This is a genomic window from Marinobacter sp. DS40M6 (genome assembly GCF_028581595.1).
GTDB lineage: Bacteria > Pseudomonadota > Gammaproteobacteria > Pseudomonadales > Oleiphilaceae > Marinobacter > Marinobacter salarius.
In genome coordinates, this window is the sequence record NZ_JAFCAE010000002.1 from 40541 (window position 1) to 58877 (window position 18337).

The following is an 18337-nucleotide window of genomic DNA, read 5'->3' on the forward strand; positions in this document are numbered from 1 at the left end:
AGTTCTCAACCGGGCCGGTCGCTATACTTTCGGGCTACATTTCAAGACAGCGTGGCTCCGTTCCAGGCTGCACGTACAAAGGTAGGGTTAATGACGGCAGATACCATTACCGCAGCGGACATTCGCATCAACGCACGCTGGCTGATTCCCATCGAGCCCGCCGATGTGGTTCTGGAACATCAGGCGGTTCTCGTCCAGGGTGACAGGATTGCCGCCATCGTATCGCAGGACGAGGCGGATGCCCGCTTCCGTGCCAAGGAAGTGATCGACCTTCCCAGCCATGTGGTGCTGCCCGGCCTCATCAATATGCACGGCCACGCCGCCATGTCACTGTTCCGTGGCTTGGCCGATGACCTGCCCCTGATGACCTGGCTTAACGACCATATCTGGCCCGCCGAAGGCACGTTTGTCAGCGAAGCATTCATTGCCGATGGCACCCAGCTTGCCATGGCGGAAATGCTGCGCACCGGTACCACCACGTTTTCCGATATGTACTTCTTCCCGGAAATCGTTGCCCAGCTTGCGCACGACGCCGGCATGCGCGCACAGATCTGCTTTCCGCTGCTGGACTTCCCCACACCCTGGGGGAGCGGGCCGGATGAATACCTGTCCAAAGGCGAAGCGTTCATAAAACAGTGGCAGGACAACGCCTTCATCATGCCGGCCATTGGCCCCCATGCGCCCTACACCGTATCCGACGAGCCACTGAGAAAAGCCGTAGCGCTATCGGAGGCGACGGGTGCCCCGATCCAGATTCACCTGCATGAAACCGCCTTCGAAGTTGCGGACGCCATGGAAAAGTCCGGCAAGCGCCCTACTGCCCGCCTGGCGGAGCTGAAAGTACTCGGGACCAACACCCAGTGCGTGCACATGACGCAGATTGATGAGTCAGACATAGCGCTGCTCCAGGCGACCGGTGCCCACGTTATCCACTGCCCGGAATCCAACCTGAAACTGGCCAGCGGCCTGAGCCCGGTGCAAACATTCCGCAAGGCCGGCGTCAATGTCGCCATTGGCACGGATGGCGCGGCCAGTAACAATGACCTGGACCTGTTCGGCGAGCTTAACACCGCCGCCATGCTGGCCAAGGTGGTCGCAGACGACGCCTCGGCACTGTCCGCCCACGAGGCACTGGCTATGGCGACCATCCAGGGCGCCAGAGCTCTTGGGCGCGATCATGAGTTGGGATCGTTGGCCGCTGGCAAACTGGCGGACATTATCGCCGTGGATCTCGGCGACCCGTTCCTGCAGCCGGTGTATGATCCCGCCTCCCATCTGGTTTACAGCAACCATGGCCGCCAGGTAAGCCATAGCTGGATCAACGGCGTACCCCAGGTGCAGGAAGGCAAACTCACCCGCATTGACGTCCCGGACCTGATGCTACGCGTCCAGGGCTGGGCCGACCGTATTCGCGAACAGCAAACCAGTTGACGCGCACACTCTCAGCGACCAGGCAGAACGGCATATGAGTAACCACAACGTAGACCAGAACGAAATCGCCAAGTTCGAGGCACTGGCCAGCCGCTGGTGGGACCCCACCAGCGAATTCCAGCCTCTGCACGACATCAATCCCTTGCGACTCAACTACATCGATGAACGCGCGCCCCTGGCCGGTAAGCGGGCGCTGGATGTCGGTTGCGGCGGTGGCCTGCTCTCCGAGGGCATGGCACTGCGCGGTGCCCATGTCACCGGCATTGATATGGGAGAAGCACCGCTATCCGTCGCCAGACTCCATGGTATGGAAAGCGGCATTGAGGTGGACTACCGTCAGATCACTGTAGAAGAGCTGGCGCAAGACCCGGAACACGCGGGCCAATACGATGTGGTGACTTGCCTGGAGATGCTTGAGCATGTGCCCGACCCGGCGTCGGTGATCAGCGCCTGCGCCACCATGCTCAAACCGGGCGGGCATCTGTTCGTGTCTACCATCAACCGCAATCCAAAATCCTTCCTGTTCGCCATCGTCGGCGCGGAATATATGCTCCGCCTGCTGCCCAAGGGCACCCATGAGTGGCGCAAGTTTATCCGGCCGTCCGAGATGTCCGACCATCTCCGCCACGCTGGCCTGGACATCCGCGACCTGACCGGCATGACCTATAATCCGATTACCAAAGCCTACCGCTTGGGGCGGGATGTGGACGTGAACTACATGATGCACGCCATGGACACACGAGAGGACAGTACGCCGTCGTGAACGCCACACCCCCAGAGTCAGCCATGCCAGCAACCCCGTCGACCGTCCTGTTTGACCTGGACGGTACGTTGATCGATACCGCACCGGACTTTATTCGTTGCCTGAATGAGCTGCGACTCTCTCACGGTTTACCAGGCCTGCCCGCACCGCATATACGGCGCTCTGTCTCCAACGGGGCCCGGGCCATGATCAAGATTGGCTTCGGGCTCGACCCGGACCATCCCGACTATCTGGAAAAACACACCGCATTTCTCGACCTTTACGAGGCCGGCGTTGCCGTGGAAACCACTCTGTTCGAGGGCATGGACAACCTACTGAAAAGCCTCGAAGCACGGGGTATCCCCTGGGGCATTGTCACCAACAAGCCGGTTCGCTTCGCCGTCCCGCTGGTGGAAGCCCTGGGACTTGCAAACCGCTGTGCAGCGGTGGTCTGCCCCGACCATGTCACCCACCGCAAGCCGCATCCAGAAGCTCTGTTTCTTGCCTGCAAGGAAGTGGGCGTCGAACCGACAACGGGCGTATACGTGGGCGACCATGAGCGCGATATCGAGGCCGGTCGCAACGCCGGGATGACAACCATTGCGGTTCGGTACGGTTATATCGAGCAGCCGGAAACCGTTGACCTGTGGCAAGCCGACCTTATTGCGGACACCGTCAGCGACCTGGCAAAACTGTTACAATAGCGCCGATGGCAGCACTATTTCAGCATTTCCCAAATGGAGACTCAGAATGCAGGACTATCAAGCACCGGCCGACCTACTGAAAGAACGCATCATCATGGTGACCGGTGCCGGCAGCGGGATAGGAAGGGCTGCAGCAAAGGCCTATGCGGCTCACGGCGCTACCGTCATTCTCGTCGGCCGCACCGTCTCCAAACTGGAATCCGTCTACGATGAGATCGAAGCGGCCGGTCATCCCAAACCAGCCATCGTACCGCTGAATTTTGAAGGCGCTGCGGTGAAGGAGTATGAAGAGCTGGCCATGACCATTGAAGACAACTTCGACCGGATCGACGGGCTTCTCCACAACGCAGCCATTCTGGGCACTCGCAGCCCGATCGAACTGTACGATCCGGAAATCTGGAACAAGGTCATGCATGTCAATGCCACCGCGCCTTTCCTGCTGAGCCGGGCGATGATTCCGTTACTGCGCAAATCCGACGATGCGTCGGTGATTTTCACCGCCTCCGGCGTCGGACGCCGGGCCAAACCCTACTGGGGCGCCTACGCCGTTTCCAAATTTGCCATCGAAGGCCTGAGCCAGATGCTGGCAGAGGAGCTGGATGACGACCGCCACAACGTCCGCGTGAACAGTCTTAACCCCGGCGCCACCCGTACCAATATGAGAGCCACCGCGTACCCGGCTGAGAACCCGGACCAGAATCCGGCACCGGAGGAATTGATGCCGGTGTATCTGTACCTGATGGGTAAGGACAGCCACGACGTGAATGGCCAACAGATAGACGCACAGCCGAAATAATGGAACTGATTTTCTACACCACGTCCCAATGCCACCTGTGCGAACTGGCGGAAGCCCTATTGGTCAGAACGCCCATGCCGGAGCCGGTGCCCGTGGACGCCGTGGACATTGCCCAGTCCGAAAAACTGGTTGAACGCTATGGCACCCGGATTCCGGTGTTGCGCCGTAACGATACCGGTGAAGAACTGGACTGGCCGTTCACCAGTGACCAGTTAATGAATTTTCTTCGATGAGGACAGCCCGACATGTTGATGGTGATATCCCCCGCCAAGACACTGGACTACGAGAGCCCGCTGGCGACCCAAAAGACAACCCAGCCGGACTTTCTCGACGATGCCTGTGAACTGATAGACCAGCTTAAAGACCTGGAACCCCATGACATCAGTGACCTGATGGGGATCAGCGACAAGCTCGGTCAGCTCAATGCTGAACGCTTTCGCACCTGGCACACCCCCTTCACACCGGATAACGCCCGCCAGGCGGTGCTTGCCTTCAAGGGCGATGTTTACACCGGCCTGGATGCGGAAAGCTTCAGTGAGAAAGAATTCGAGATTGCCCAGAAGCGGCTGAGAATTCTGTCCGGCCTCTACGGTGTGCTCAAGCCGCTGGACCTGATGCAACCTTATCGTCTGGAGATGGGTACCAAGTTCGAGAACCGCCGGGGCAAAGATCTGTACGCTTTCTGGGGCAGCAAGGTCACCGATGAGCTTAACCGCTTGTTGAAGGCTGATGATGGCGTGCTGGTAAACCTGGCCTCTAACGAATACTTCAAGAGCGTTCGCAAAAAGGACCTTGAAGGTCGCCTGGTTACACCGCAGTTCAAGGACTGGAAAAACGGCCAGTACAAGATGATCAGTTTTTACGCCAAAAAGGCCCGGGGCCTGATGTGTCGCTACGCCATCCAGAACAACATCACCCAGGCCAGTGACCTGAAAGGCTTTGACCTGGAAGGTTACCGGTTCAGCGAAGAGCAGTCCGATGCGGACAGCTGGGTATTCTTACGGGATAAGCCGTAAACCGTTCACTGAATCCGGAGACATTAATGAGTGAAGCCGTTTTTTCCCAGCTCGCCATGCTGGTCTTTCTCACAGGCCTGATCGTCTGGATGGGATTCATCGTGTGGGATCTGGCCAAAAAGTCCCAGGCCGGGCGGTTTGGCACCATCATTTTGTTCACCATACTCGGTGCTGGCGTGGTGGGGTTCATCATCAAGACCGTGATGGTGGAGATTATGAATCTCTAACTGCCCAAGATGAGGTTTTCAGCATTGTCACTTTACGGCCACGGACCCGTGGCCGTATCATCCCCACCCTTTTCAGACTCTCACCATCATCGAATAACCAACAAGGATCCGGACCATGTGGTTTCGTAATGCCCGCGTATTCCGTTTTACCAAGCCATTCGAAATAACCGCCGAAGCCCTGGAAGAAAAACTCCAGGAAGACGCCTTCAAACCCTGTGGTCCCCAGGAAACCTCACGCCAGGGCTGGGTATCGCCCATGGGTAAGCACAGCGATCTGCTGGTTCATAGCGCCGGCGGCTATCACCTGATTGCCCTGCGCAAGGAAGAGAAGCTGCTGCCCGCCTCCGTCATCAAGGAACTGGTGGACGAGAAGGCTGAAATGATTGAAGCGGAACAACACCGAAAGGTGCGACGCAAGGAAAAGGACGAACTGAAAGAAGAAGTGACGCTGGAAATGCTGCCCCGGGCATTTTCCAAGAACCGTCGCTGCTACGCCTATCTGGCACCGGCAGACGGTGTACTGGTTGTTGACGCGGGCTCCTCCAAACAGGCGGAAGATCTCGCCTCAACACTTCGCAAAAGCCTGGGTTCCCTGCCCGTTCGCCCGCCAGCCGTGGAGCAGGCACCCGCCTTCACCTTCACCGGCTGGTTGAACGAGTCCATTGATCTACCCGTGAGCATCGAGCTGGGCACCGAGTGCGAACTGAAAGACACATCCGAAGACGGTGGCGTGGTGCGCTGCAAAGGCCTGGATCTTCAGGGTGATGAAATCCGCAGTCATCTGGACGCCGGCATGCAGGTGACCAAGCTGTCTGTCACCTGGGACGACAACCTGTCATTCGTGCTGGACGAGGAACTGGGCATCCGTCGCCTGAAATTCGGCGACACCCTGCAGGAAAAGCTGGACGATGTGGATGCGGATGACGCCGCAGCACGCTTCGACGCCGCATTTTCACTGATGACCCTGGAGTTGGCCAGGCTGATTCCTGGCCTGCTGGAAGCCCTGGGCGGCGAAGACCGTTCCGCCATTGTGGAAGAAAGCTGAACGTAACGATTCAGTGGGACGTCTGTTCCAGGCGTTCCCGCTGCCAATCCTTCTCCGGCTCGTTCAGTACCAGCGTGAGGTCCATTACTTCCTCTTCCGTGTTGTAGTGGATCTCGAAGCCCAGATGCTCAGCCAGTTGCAGCATCGGACGATTGTCCGGTAACACATCACCCACCATCTCCACCGTGCCCTTGGCACGGCAATAGTCGATCATCTTCTGCATCAGGGCCACACCCAGTCCCTCGCCTTTCATCCTGTCGTGCACCATCACCGCGAACTCACAGCGCAGGTTGTCGGCATCGGTCCAGGTTCGCACCGTTCCCAGGGTCTCCTCCCCCTCGCCGTCCTCCCTTGGCGCATTGGCAATAAAGACCATTTCCCGGTCGTAGTCGATTTGCACCATTTGGGCCACGTCTTCACGGGAGAAGTGCTTGCGGTACTGGAAAAAACGGTAACGGATGGACTCCGGGGACTGGAGTTCATGAAACGCACGGTGTGCCGGTTCGTCTTCCGCCAGCACCGGGCGAATGATGACACGGCGCCCGGACTTCGGCAGCACGATCCACTCCTCCAGCTCCCTGGGGTACGGCTGGATAATCGGCCGCCCCGGCTTGTCCGCCAGGTCGATCGCCACGTTCACCGCAACCGTGCCCTGGTCGTTGAACAACAGCGGTGAGATCTCCAGCCCGCGAATCTCCGGAATATCGATCACAATCTGGGACAGAGTCACCAGGGTTTCCGAGACCGCGCGAATGTCCTCCTCGGGCTTCAGGCTGTGTTCTTTCAGCAACTTGTACATGTAGGTACGCCGCAATAGCTCCCTGGCCAGCACCATATTCAACGGCGGCAACGCAATCTGTCGATCCGTCATTACGTTGATATGCGCCCCCGAGGCGCCGCAGACTACCAGCGGCCCAAACAACTTGTCCCGGGTGATCCCCACACTGAACTCGATGCCACCGACGTGCTGGTAGGAACGTTGCACCGCAAAACCCAGAAAACCGCTGTCAGGGTAATGTTTCTGGTATTCGTCCATCAGGAAGCGACAGGAATCCATAATCGCCCCCTCACTGTTCAGTTTCTGAACCGTGCCCTTGTAACGGCGCTGTCCGGGGCTGAGTTCCACAAGCGGATGACAGGCCTGTTCATGGATCAGCGTGATGTCCACCGGACGACGCTCCACGGCGAAGACCTCCAGCACTTCCTCCATATCGTCGCAATACATGGTCTCGACGGCATTAATGCCGTAATTCCGGATCACGTCGCGGGCTTCCTGGTTGGACAGATGCGCCCGACCGGAGCGAATGGCATTCACGACGATACGCCGTGTTTGGGTATGGTCGGCCAGATGGTCGGTAAAGGACTCCGGCGTTTCGGTCAGCAACCGTTGCACGCGTTGGTGTCGCACGTGCTGCATGAACGCCATAACGGCCTTCTCAGGGTTGAAGAACGACGGTAAGCCCGCCCGATAAAACTCATCGCGGGCATCCAGCACCGTACTTTGCCCCAACCAGCAGGTGAAGACGTTCAAGCGCGTGCCCTTGGTAGCCTGAACCACCGCATCGGCAATCCGCAGGCTGTCCTCGGTCAGGCTGGGCGCGTACATCACGAGAACGTTGGCCACTTCCGGGTCTTTGGCAAGAATCTTGATTGCTTTGGCGTAGAGCTCCGGTGAGGCGGCGTAACCGAGGTCGATAGGATTCTTTCGGGTCCAGTACGGTGGCAGCAGTTCCGCCAGTGAATCGATCGACTTGCCCGACAGCTTTGCCAGTTCACCACCCAGATACGCCAACCGGTCTACCGCCAGTACCCCAGGGCCAACGCCGTTGGCCATAATGGCCAGTGTTTCCCGCCGCAGGGGACGCATTCGTGTCAGCGTTTCCAGCGCATCAAACATCTGCCCCAACCCATCCACTCGCAGCACACCAGCACGCTGCAACATGGCATCGTATATGGGGTCACTCTGGGTCAGCCCTGCGGGCAGCTCGTGGGGGAACCATTCCGATTCCGGCACACGGCCGCTTTTCACGGCAATCACCGGCTTGGTGCGGGAAGCCACACGTACGGCGGACATGAAGCGGCGTGGATTGGGAATATTCTCAATGTGCAGCAATATTGCTCGGGTCTGGCTGTCCTGGGCCAGATAATCAATCAGGTCGTCGTGATCGATATCCATCCCATCGCCCAGTGTCAGGAAGTAAGAGAAACCCACACCCCGGGCGAACGCCCAGTCGATTACCGAACTGGCGATGGTGCCGGACTGGCCCACGAACGCCACCTTACCGGGAATGGCGCCCATGTGGGCATAGGTGGCGTTCAGGCTGCGGGCTGGCACCATCAGCCCAATGGTATTGGGACCAAGCACGCGTATGCCGGTCTCCCGCGCAGCATCGCGAACCGAATACATTAATGGCTGACCGGTTTTACTGTGGCTCCTGGACATGCCACCTGTCATCACAATAGCCGTGCGGACGCCTGCCTCGCCCAGTCGCTTGATCATCTTCGGCACGGTATCCGGAGGGGTACAGATAATCGCCAGATCGGGGCTAAACCCCATGCGGGATACTTTCTTGACGCAGGGTACGCCGTGGACGTTGTCGTAATCGTTCTGGTTGACCACCATCAACTGGCCGGGATAACCACCACCGAGTAGGTTCCGCAGAACCATGCCACCGAGGTTGTCTGCCCGTTCCGAGGCGCCGATCACCACAATAGAAGACGGGTTGAAAAGGCTTTCCAGATAACGGGTGCTCAAGTTTCACTCCTTGATTCGAGTCGACCGGGCGTGTGTACACCTTATCTTAGGCGCTTGCCTGACGATGTAAAACGGCTATCTCCGCCATAAGACCAAAGAAACGCAGAAAGCCCGGTCTATCCCTGATAATATTGGACAAAATACAAGCACAACCAGAGTGTTCGGGACCAGTATGACAACGGGATTCTTCTCTCACGACGACTGCATGAAACACAATATGGGGGCGGAGCACCCTGAGTGCCCCGAGCGACTGGCAGCCATCACCAGTTACCTGGCCGACACCGGCCTGGGGCAAGATCTCGACTGGGTGCGACCTGACGAAGCCACCCGGGACCAGTTGCAGACCGTGCACCCCGAACGCTATCTGAACCAACTTGATCTGATGCAGCCCACCAGGGGACGGGTGTATACCGACCCCGATACCGCCATGATGCCTGACACCCTGAGAGCCGCCCGACTTGCCGCTGGTGCCAGCATTGAAGCAGTCGATATGGTGCTCAGCAGCCAGCTTACCAACGCGTTTGTGTGCGCCAGGCCACCCGGGCACCATGCCGAACGCAGTAAATCAATGGGTTTCTGTTTCTACAACAACATCGCGCTGGCCGCCATGCGGGCGTTGAACTTTCACCAGTTAGAGCGGGTAGCGATTATTGATTTCGACGTACACCAGGGCAACGGCACGGTGGATATCGTGGGCGGTGATGAACGCATCCTGATGTGTTCCAGTTTCCAGCATCCGTTCTACCCGCATTCCCACGTGCATCGCCAGGCAGAAAACATCATCAATACGCCCATCCAGGCAGGCACTCCGGCAGACGAGTACCGGAAGATCGTGGAAGCAGCGTGGCTGAAACGGCTGCAGGACTTCCGCCCGCAACTGGTGCTAGTCTCCGCCGGCTTTGACGGCCACCGACTGGACCCAATGGCGGAGCTGAACCTGGAAGTAGAGGATTACCGCTGGTTGACGGAAATGATCACCAGCGTGGCCAGCGACCATGCCAACGACCGTATTATCTCGACCCTGGAGGGTGGCTATCATTTGAGGGCGCTGGCCGAGAGTGTCAACGCTCACCTTGAGGTACTCAACGCCATCCACTGAGATTGCCGCACGCAATGTCAGGTATTTGGCGTTGCAGCCTCGTAGCCATTGGCTTGCTGCAGGTCCGGCCGTTCGCCTTCCCGCTGAAGGCGAATTGTGGTGCGCCGGTTGTCTGCCGCGCGGCGTGATACCGGGTACTGGTCCGCATGGGCCCTGGTGGTCACGAGATCAGCATCAATGCCCTGCCCGATCAGGTAATCCGCCACCGCATTGGCCCGCTCTTCGGACAACGCGCGATTGTCGATACGGCTACCGCTGCTGTCGGTATGCCCATCCACGAACACCCTTTCCACCGTGGAATCTGCCTGGATGTAAATCACAATGTTGTCGAGAAACCGACGGTCAGCTTCAGACAGGCTGGTGCTGCCTGACGCAAAGGAAATGCGGGACCGCTTGATCTGATCGTAGTTGACCGGCAACAGGCCAGCGGTGCAGCTTCGATAACCGGAGAACTGGCCCGCAAAGTTAATGTTGGACACTTTCACCCGAACCGGGCTGCCGTCGTACCAGGACTCACGCGTAACCGTTGGGTCCATCCCCTCCAGCAGGCTCTGGACAAGCACCATGGCCAGACGTGACTCAAGCATCAGCGGCCGACGACTGTCGTCTACGTTAACCCGACCAAGGGGACGGGGGGCGGTTCCCGGGCGCCAGGACGGCGCTTCCATCACCAACTGAGCCTGACCAGGACGCATAAGCGGCGTTTCCGACTCCAGAAAGAAGGACAGCGACTCACCCGCCTTGTGGCGGAATACGGCACGGCCGTAGCCCGGAACCTGATGCACTAAGGTACACTCGAATACGGACTCCGACAGGTACCACTGGCTGTTCTCGATACCCGCGCCAAAGGTGGCGGCCTGCACCGCAACAGAGCCTGCCGTCAGTGCACCGATCGCACTGGAAACCACTGCACCACGCAGGAAGGCGGAAATTCGTGCCATACCATCCATCCGTCAGAAAAGATTCACTACCCTCGTAACGGCCGAAGTCAGTCTTTCTTTAGGACGCCCGCCAAAACAATCGCTGTCGGCTTCTGATATAATTTCGCCAGATTTTTTCTTTCAGGGGTTCACGTTTGACGGGCCCCAGCAGATCCCGGAACCGTAAATGACCGAACAACTGATCATCACCCGTCCTGACGACTGGCACCTCCACGTGCGGGACGGCGACATTCTCAAAGACGTCGTACCCGCCACCGCCCGTTGCTTTGGCCGCGCCATCATCATGCCAAACCTGGCGCCACCGGTGACGGAGGCAGAACAGGCCATGGCTTACCGTAGCAGGATACTGGCCGCAGCCGGCGACACCGAGTTCGACCCGCTGATGACGCTGTACCTCACAGAAACCACTACGCCTGCACAAATCAGGGATGCCAAGGCTGCGGGCGTGGTTGCCGCCAAACTGTATCCGGCTGGCGCCACCACCAACTCCGCATCCGGTGTGACCGACATCCGCAACATCTATCCGGTACTGGAGGCCATGAGTGACTGCGGCATGCTGTTGCTGGTCCACGGCGAAGTCACCGATGCAGAGATCGACATCTTCGACCGGGAGAAAATTTTCCTCAAGCGCGTACTGGCGCCGACCATGGAGGCGTTTCCGGATTTACGGGTGGTTCTGGAGCACATTACCACCGCCGATTCGGCTGAATTCGTACGTGACCATGACGGTGACAATCTGGGCGCCACCATCACGCCGCAACATCTGATGTACAACCGCAACCACATGCTGGTCGGCGGCATTCGCCCTCACCTGTATTGTCTGCCCATCCTCAAACGCAACCGGCACCAACAGGCGTTAAGGGATGCAGTGGTCAGCGGAGACCGCCGCTTCTTCCTGGGAACGGATTCTGCGCCGCACTCGAAAGACAAGAAAGAAACCGCCTGTGGCTGCGCCGGCTGCTATTCGGCGTTCAGCGCCATGCCCCTGTATGCGGAGATTTTCGAAGACCTGGGCGTGCTGGACAAATTGGAAGCCTTTGCCAGCTTTAATGGCGCCGATTTCTATGGCCTACCCAGAAACAGCGATACCATCACGCTGGTGAAAGAATCCTGGGAGATGCCCGACGAACTGCCCCTGGCTGACGGTACCATCGTGCCTTTGAAGGCCGGCGAAAGCCTGAGATGGCGGCTTGTCTGAACATCAGCCGACCAACCGTTCCCTGTTAATCGTTCCTTATCAATCATTTGTTTACCAGGCCGGCAACCCTGGCCAGAGACTCCAGGAGTTTAAGTGACTGAAGAACATAAAGAACCGCATCCCATGTCCCGCCGCTTCCGTGGTTTCCTGCCGGTTGTGGTGGATGTGGAAACCGGCGGCTTCAATCCTGAGAAGGACGCCCTGCTGGAGATCGCTGCGGTCATACTGACAATGGATGAGGACGGCTGGTTGAAGCGGGCTGAAACCCACGTTCAGCAGATCGACCCATTCGAGGGCGCCAACCTGGAGCAGTCTGCGCTGGACTTCACCGGTATCGACCCGTGGAACCCGGAGCGGGAAGCCGTTCCGGAACGAGAAGGCATGAGCGAAATTTTCGGGCCCATCCGCAAGGCGGTCAAAGCCCACGATTGCAAACGAGCCGTGCTCGTTGGCCACAACGCAACCTTCGACCACAACTTTGTGTTCGCCGCTGCCCTGCGTTCAGACATCCGCCGCAACCCGTTTCATCCGTTTTCCACCTTCGACACGGCAACGCTAGCTGGCCTGGCCTACGGCCATACCGTACTGGCGCAAGCCTGCAAGCTGGCGGGCATTCCGTTCAGCAACAAGGAAGCGCACTCGGCCGCCTATGACGCAGAGAAAACCGCAGATCTGTTCTGTGGCATCGTCAACCGCTGGCGCGAAATCGGTGGCTTCCCACCGCCGCCCATACCGGACGACACAGAAGAGGCGCCTTGATAGACAGCCACAAAAAACCCCGCGCGAAGCGGGGTTTTTTGATCTCCAAGGGCAATACTACCAGTAAATACCCCGCATGATCGCCGCAAAGGCCACCTGCTCGGAGGACACCTTCGGCTTCTCGCCGGAACGGCTGCCGGCAGCGGCCGGAGAGTCCGGGAACATGCGGTAACCCGTGTTCATCACGATCTCGCCCATCTTCGGCGCCAGCGCCTGCATGACCTGGGCAAAAATGCCCAGACGCGTGGCGATGCGCTTGGGACGGTACACGATGGCGTCTGCCACCATTTCCGCCGCTTCGTCCGGTGTCAGCGTGGGCACCGAGTCGTAGATTTTGGTGGGCGCGATCATCGGCGTTTTCACCAACGGCATGTTGATGGTGGTGAAGGTCACGTTGCGATCCGACCACTCCGCCGCCGCACAACGGCTGAAGGTATCCAGCGCTGACTTGGACGCGACGTAGGCTGAGAAACGGGGCGCGTTGGTCAATACACCGATGGACGAAATATTGACCACGTGGCCGCGACGGCGCTCCAACATAGCCGGAGCAAAACCCATGATCAGGCGAACGGAGCCGAAGTAGTTCAGCTGCATGGTACGCTCGAAATCGTGGAAACGGTCGAACGAGAGCGCCAGTGAGCGACGGATGGAACGGCCTGCGTTATTGACCAATACGTCCACATGGCCGTGATTGTCCAGCACCGTTTTCACGAACCGGTCACAGTCATCCATATCGGCAAAGTCACATTGGTAGGCATGGACGTTGCCGCCACGGGCTTCCAGTTCAGCAGCCACTTCCATCAGGCGCTCTTTCTTGCGCGCGCCAATCACCAGGATAGCGCCGGCATCCGCCAGCTTTTCGGCTGTCGCCAGACCGATACCGGAGGTACCACCGGTGATCACACAGACCTTTCCTTCCACGGTGCCACGCAGGGTGCGGTCCTTGAACAGATCAGGGTCCAGGTTACGCTCCCAGAAGTCCCACAGAACCGCTGCATAGCTTTCCAGGCGCGGCACGACGATACCCGTGTCCTTGAGGACTCTTTCTGTCTCACGGGCGTCAAACCGTGTGGGATAATTGATAAACGACAACACCGAAGGCGGAATGCCCATGTCGTCCAGCAATGCGGTAGTCAGACGCTTAACGGGCGGCAGATTCTTCAGGCTCTGGCGGATAAACGGCGGCACAAACCCGAACATGCGCGAGTCGATCCGCATCGCCATACGGGGAGCATGACCGGCTTCGGAGAAAATATTGAGAATCTCGCCCACTTTGTACGGATCAGAATCCACCAGGTGGAAGCAGTTACCGTCCTCGCCTTTCAGGTGCGCGATGTGGTCCATGGCGTTCACCACGAAATCCACCGGCACGATGTTCAGGCGCCCGCCCTCGATGCCGATCGTCGGCACCCACTGGGGCAGTGCGTGGCGGATCTTCTGGATCATCTTGAAGAAGTAATAGGGCCCGTCGACCTTGTCCATCTCACCGGTCTTTGAGTGGCCAACCACCATACCAGGGCGGTAAATCCGGAACGGAACGGTGCAACTCTCGCGAACCACCTTTTCAGATTCGTGCTTGGTCAGCAGGTAGGGATGGTCGAGCTTTTCCGCCTCCTCGAACATGTCCTCGCGGAAGGTGCCCTTGAACAGGCCAGCCGCCGCGATGGAGGAAACATGGTGGAAGCAACCGGCTTCCATAGCGGCTGCCGCATTGACGGCACTGTGGGTGCCCTCGATGTTCGTGGCCTGCTGGGACTTTTCGTCCGCCCCCATGTCATACACTGCAGCAAGGTGGAAGAAATGATCAATGTTACCCTTGAGCGATTTCATCGTCTTGGCATCGATGCCCAGGTTCGAGCTGGTAAGGTCGCCGATCACTGCTTTCACCCTGGACTCATCCGCGCCCCAGCGCTCCCTCAACGTGTCCAGTTTTTCCTGTGATTGCTCGCGCACCAGTACATGCACTGTGCCACCGCGAGCCAGCAGTTTTTCAACGAGAAAACGGCCGATAAATCCGGTGCCACCCGTCAGAAAGTAATTCATTGATAGTCCACCCTGCTTGTTGCTCAGTTGTTGTCTTTTTCCTTTGTTGTCATCGGCAGTATTAGACCAAAGTCTTATACCGCCGAAGCACGCCGGCATTGTACTTAATTGCAACACTCATGTATCGAACTTTTTTAGAGTATTTACTCTGTAAGCTCTTGTTTTAATTAGAGCGTTTACTCTAGTTCATGCATGCAATACACGCCGGAACCTTTTCGGTTTACCGGTACGCTGAAATTGAGACTAGCACAAGGTGGGCAGGCTGCCCGCAAATCCTTACCATTACCGGAAGGAAATGAAACCTGACGGTTGCGGTGACATAATCGGAACCTTCAACGGCAGTTTCTGTCTCTATACTCTCTACACACTCTCTACATTTCCCGCACTTCGGAACCCGGAACATGCACAAAGACGATCCCAACGCTGAACGCTACATTGCCATTGCACGTGCCTGCCTGAAGGCCATCAACGACACAGCCGCCGACGCCGGCACCCGGGAACAGAAAATCCAGGCGGTGTATCAGGCCATTGACCACGCCTTCCAGGCCGAATTCGCGGATTATCGCCAGTCCGTTGCGGTGATGGGGACAGTTCTTGAGCGCATCGCCTCTGGCCAACTCGATGCCGATGCAGCCGCCAGCCTGGCGAAGAAAACCCTGGATCAACAACCGGAAAGTACCCGTAACGCCCTGATTCATTAACGTTTCAAAGCAAAGAGAGACTGTATGCACCCTGGCATCCATGGATTTGCCCAAGGTTTCCTTGGCCTGAAGCAAGGATTTCTCCTGGCGCTGGTATTGGCCTTCAGTTCGGTTGCCCTGGCGAGCCAGTCGCCCACAAAAAGCCCGAATGACGCCAACCTGTACCGTTATGTGCAGTTGGACAACCAACTTCGGGTGCTTCTGATTTCCGCGCCGGGCTCCGACAAAGCCGCAGCATCCATGAACGTTGCCGTCGGCAGTGGCGATGACCCCGCCAACCGCGAAGGCCTCTCTCACTTCCTTGAACACATGCTGTTCCTGGGCACGGAAAAATACCCTGACCCTGGCGAGTACCAGCAGTTCATCAAAAGCCATGGTGGCAGTCACAACGCATTCACCGCATTCCAGGACACCAACTACTTCTTCGACGTACAGGCCGAGCATCTGAAGGAAGCCCTGGATCGCTTCGCCGAGCAATTTTCAGCACCGCTGTTCACGCCAGAACTGGTGGATCGCGAACGCCGCGCCGTGCACTCGGAGTACAGCTCGAAACAGAAAGACGACAGCCGTCGCTTCTACTCCGTAAAAAAGGCCGTCAGCAATCCCGACCACGCGTTCCACCAGTTTGCCGTCGGTAACCTGACCACCCTGGAAAACACCGAAGAGCGCCCCTTGCGCCCGGACCTGATCGACTTCTGGAAAGCCCATTACTCATCCAACCTGATGACGCTTGCCGTCTACGGCCCACAATCGCTGGATCAGCTCGAGGCCATGGTACGAGGCCGCTTCGACCGCATCGAAAACCGCAACCTGAACGCGAAGGTCCACGACGAGCCACTGTTCAGCCCAGGCACCCTGCCCGCCCGCGTGCATGCGGATGCGCTGAAGGATATCCGCAACCTGACGCTCACCTTCCCCATCCCGTCTCAGGAAGACCACTACCGCGACAAGCCGGCCAACTACGTTGCCAGCCTGCTTGGCCACGAAGGCCCGGGCAGCCTGTTTGACGTTCTTAAGAAGGCTGGCCTGGTGGAAAGCCTGTCCGCAGGTAGCGGCATGGATACCGGCCAGGAAGCCACCCTGGAACTGAACATGGCGCTGACCCCGGAGGGCCTTGAAAATCAGGAAACCATTCTGGAACTGACCTTTGCCTACATCGACAAGGTGCGCGAGGAAGGCATTTCCCGCACTCGTTTCGAAGAAATGAAACAACTGGCACAGATCGATTTCCGTTTCCGTGAGAAGAGCCAACCGGTACAAGAAGTGATGCATCTGTCGCGACAGATGCGGCATGTGGCGCCAGAGGACGTACTCCAGGCGCCATGGATGATGGAAAGCTATGCACCCGATAAATACCGGAACATTCTGAACCGGCTTACTCCGGATAACGTGCTGGTGTCCGTCCTGGAAACAGAACCGAACCTTGAAGACCCCAACCTGACCCAGTGGTACGACGCCGCCTGGAAACTGAAGCCCCTCGCCATCCGGGACATTCGGCAACGGGACGACAACCCCATGGTGTCCAGGCTGGCCCTGCCGCTCGAAAACCCTTTTATTCCCGAAGAACTCGACATGATCGACGGCGCCACCATGGAGCAGCCCGTTTCCATGGGGACCGTCAGTGGCATGGAGGTCTGGTACGCCCGGGACACCCGGTTCGAGACGCCCAAGGCCAATGTGTACCTAAGCCTGCGAACCCCGGCGACACGGGCATCCGCTCGCAGCAATGTGCTGTCGTCGCTGTTGGTGGATGCCATCAACACCAACGTGAACGCATGGGCCTATCCCGCCCAGCTGGCGGGACTCGACTACAGCATCTACCCCCACCTTCGGGGCATAACCGTCCGCGTCGGCGGTTACAGTGACAAACTCCACACCCTGATGGCCCGCATCCTGACCCAGGTAGCGGACCCCACACTCACCGAGCAACGCTTCCGCATTGCCCGGCAAAACATGATCGATGGACTGCTAAACAAGGCCAAAGAACGGCCTGTGCAGCAGACCTCTGAACGCATTCAGAGCCTGCTGATCGAGGGCGCCTGGAGTACAGAAGAGAAGCTTAAGGCCGCCCGGGAAGTCACGCTGGATGAACTCAAATCCTTCGCCGAGGCGTTCCTGGCCCAGGTCGACCCGGTGATGCTGGCACACGGCAATATGACACAAGCGTCCGCCCTTAACCTCACCAATCGTATCCATGCCATGGTGCTGGACGACAGTGAGCTGACAACGGTCGAGCGCAGCCGCGTTCGGGCCTTACCGGAAGGTGAAACCCTGTTACCGCTGGAGGTAGACCATCCGGACACCGGCTATACCCTCTATGTACAGGGCGATAACACCGGCTTTGAGGAACGCGCCGTGTTCCGCCTGCTGGGGCAGATTATCAGCAGCCCGTTCTATGAAGAGCTCCGCACCAATCGCCAGCTTGGCTATATCGTTTACGCTACCCCGTTCGAAATGCTGGAGACCCCCGCACTGGGCTTCGTGGTGCAATCCCCGGAAGCCAGTGGCGACCAGATCGACCAAGCGGTGCGGGAATTTTCCAAGGCTTTCAAGGACACGTTATCCAACCTCTCGGAGCAGGACCTGGCGCGAGAGAAACAGGCTGTCATCAGCCAGTTGATGGAACAGGATCGGCAACTTGGTGAGATTTCGGAGCGTTACTGGCGTGAAATCGACCGCGGCGCGACCGACTTCAAATCAAGGGAGAAACTGGCCAAGGCGATACAACGCGTGAGCCGGGAAGCCCTGGTTAATACTTTGCAAGAGCAAGTCATTGACCGTGAACACGCACTGCAGGTGTTCACTGCTGCCGAGGCAAAAAACAACGCCAGCGTGGTTGAGCTGTTGCTGCAACGCAGTGCTGTTCCCGACGCCTGATCA

16 protein-coding genes are annotated in these 18337 nt (G+C 58.2%); 13 read left to right on the forward strand and 3 right to left on the reverse strand.

Annotation, left to right across the window (positions count from 1 at the left end; translation table 11 throughout):
- Nucleotides 1-90: 90 nt before the first annotated feature.
- From JJO78_RS04210 to rdgC, 8 genes are all read left to right on the forward strand, one after another.
- The gene (locus JJO78_RS04210; protein WP_136633315.1) at nucleotides 91-1431 is read left to right on the forward strand and encodes a TRZ/ATZ family hydrolase; all 1341 of its coding nucleotides are present in this window, start codon (nucleotides 91-93) and stop codon (nucleotides 1429-1431) included.
- Between the two features lie 34 nt (nucleotides 1432-1465).
- On the forward strand, nucleotides 1466-2194 hold the full coding sequence (ubiG, locus tag JJO78_RS04215) for a bifunctional 2-polyprenyl-6-hydroxyphenol methylase/3-demethylubiquinol 3-O-methyltransferase UbiG (RefSeq protein ID WP_269400125.1): 729 nt from the start codon (nucleotides 1466-1468) through the stop codon (nucleotides 2192-2194).
- 23 nt (nucleotides 2195-2217) lie between these two features.
- Complete coding sequence (locus JJO78_RS04220) at nucleotides 2218-2877, forward strand: HAD-IA family hydrolase (protein ID WP_036206455.1); 660 nt, start codon at nucleotides 2218-2220, stop codon at nucleotides 2875-2877.
- A gap of 46 nt (nucleotides 2878-2923) precedes the next feature.
- The gene (locus JJO78_RS04225; protein ID WP_036206452.1) at nucleotides 2924-3673 is read left to right on the forward strand and encodes a YciK family oxidoreductase; all 750 of its coding nucleotides are present in this window, start codon (nucleotides 2924-2926) and stop codon (nucleotides 3671-3673) included.
- Complete coding sequence (locus tag JJO78_RS04230; RefSeq protein WP_007151668.1) at nucleotides 3673-3906, forward strand: glutaredoxin family protein; 234 nt, start codon at nucleotides 3673-3675, stop codon at nucleotides 3904-3906. The genes JJO78_RS04225 and JJO78_RS04230 overlap by 1 nt, the downstream gene beginning before the upstream one ends.
- Before the next feature lie 12 nt (nucleotides 3907-3918).
- Nucleotides 3919-4689 (forward strand): peroxide stress protein YaaA, encoded by a 771-nt coding sequence (gene yaaA / locus JJO78_RS04235; RefSeq protein ID WP_273622870.1) that lies wholly within the window; start codon nucleotides 3919-3921, stop codon nucleotides 4687-4689.
- Nucleotides 4690-4715: 26 nt separating this feature from the next.
- Nucleotides 4716-4916, forward strand: a complete 201-nt coding sequence (locus tag JJO78_RS04240) for a DUF2788 domain-containing protein (RefSeq protein WP_036206443.1) — start codon at nucleotides 4716-4718, stop codon at nucleotides 4914-4916.
- Between the two features lie 115 nt (nucleotides 4917-5031).
- Nucleotides 5032-5961, forward strand: coding sequence for a recombination-associated protein RdgC (rdgC, locus tag JJO78_RS04245; RefSeq protein ID WP_075194581.1), 930 nt, complete (start codon nucleotides 5032-5034; stop codon nucleotides 5959-5961).
- 10 nt (nucleotides 5962-5971) lie between these two features.
- Here the strand turns inward: rdgC and JJO78_RS04250 are convergent, their stop codons facing one another.
- Nucleotides 5972-8716 carry a bifunctional acetate--CoA ligase family protein/GNAT family N-acetyltransferase gene (locus JJO78_RS04250; RefSeq protein WP_036206438.1) on the reverse strand — a complete coding sequence of 915 codons (2745 nt, stop codon included), beginning with the start codon at nucleotides 8714-8716 and terminating at the stop codon, nucleotides 5972-5974.
- 172 nt (nucleotides 8717-8888) lie between these two features.
- Here JJO78_RS04250 and JJO78_RS04255 point away from each other — a divergent pair, with 172 nt between their 5' ends.
- Complete coding sequence (locus tag JJO78_RS04255) at nucleotides 8889-9815, forward strand: histone deacetylase family protein (RefSeq protein WP_036206435.1); 927 nt, start codon at nucleotides 8889-8891, stop codon at nucleotides 9813-9815.
- A 17-nt stretch (nucleotides 9816-9832) separates the two neighbouring features.
- Here JJO78_RS04255 and JJO78_RS04260 read toward each other — a convergent pair whose 3' ends face one another.
- Nucleotides 9833-10756 carry a flagellar protein MotY gene (locus tag JJO78_RS04260; protein WP_410174377.1) on the reverse strand — a complete coding sequence of 308 codons (924 nt, stop codon included), beginning with the start codon at nucleotides 10754-10756 and terminating at the stop codon, nucleotides 9833-9835.
- 166 nt (nucleotides 10757-10922) lie between these two features.
- Between JJO78_RS04260 and pyrC the strand changes: the two genes are divergently transcribed.
- Both pyrC and rnt read left to right on the forward strand, forming a co-directional pair.
- Nucleotides 10923-11954, forward strand: a complete 1032-nt coding sequence (gene pyrC / locus JJO78_RS04265) for a dihydroorotase (protein ID WP_273622878.1) — start codon at nucleotides 10923-10925, stop codon at nucleotides 11952-11954.
- A gap of 123 nt (nucleotides 11955-12077) precedes the next feature.
- Nucleotides 12078-12713, forward strand: a complete 636-nt coding sequence (rnt, locus tag JJO78_RS04270) for a ribonuclease T (protein ID WP_036206941.1) — start codon at nucleotides 12078-12080, stop codon at nucleotides 12711-12713.
- 57 nt (nucleotides 12714-12770) lie between these two features.
- On the opposite strand, the gene JJO78_RS04275 is transcribed toward rnt, so the two are convergent.
- On the reverse strand, nucleotides 12771-14756 hold the full coding sequence (locus JJO78_RS04275; RefSeq protein ID WP_273622881.1) for an SDR family oxidoreductase: 1986 nt from the start codon (nucleotides 14754-14756) through the stop codon (nucleotides 12771-12773).
- A gap of 401 nt (nucleotides 14757-15157) precedes the next feature.
- Between JJO78_RS04275 and JJO78_RS04280 the strand changes: the two genes are divergently transcribed.
- Both JJO78_RS04280 and JJO78_RS04285 read left to right on the forward strand, forming a co-directional pair.
- Nucleotides 15158-15457 (forward strand): hypothetical protein, encoded by a 300-nt coding sequence (locus tag JJO78_RS04280; RefSeq protein ID WP_007151678.1) that lies wholly within the window; start codon nucleotides 15158-15160, stop codon nucleotides 15455-15457.
- Between the two features lie 24 nt (nucleotides 15458-15481).
- A complete protein-coding gene (locus JJO78_RS04285) occupies nucleotides 15482-18334 on the forward strand; it encodes an insulinase family protein (protein WP_273622883.1) in 2853 nt (950 codons plus the stop codon).
- Nucleotides 18335-18337: the final 3 nt, after the last annotated feature.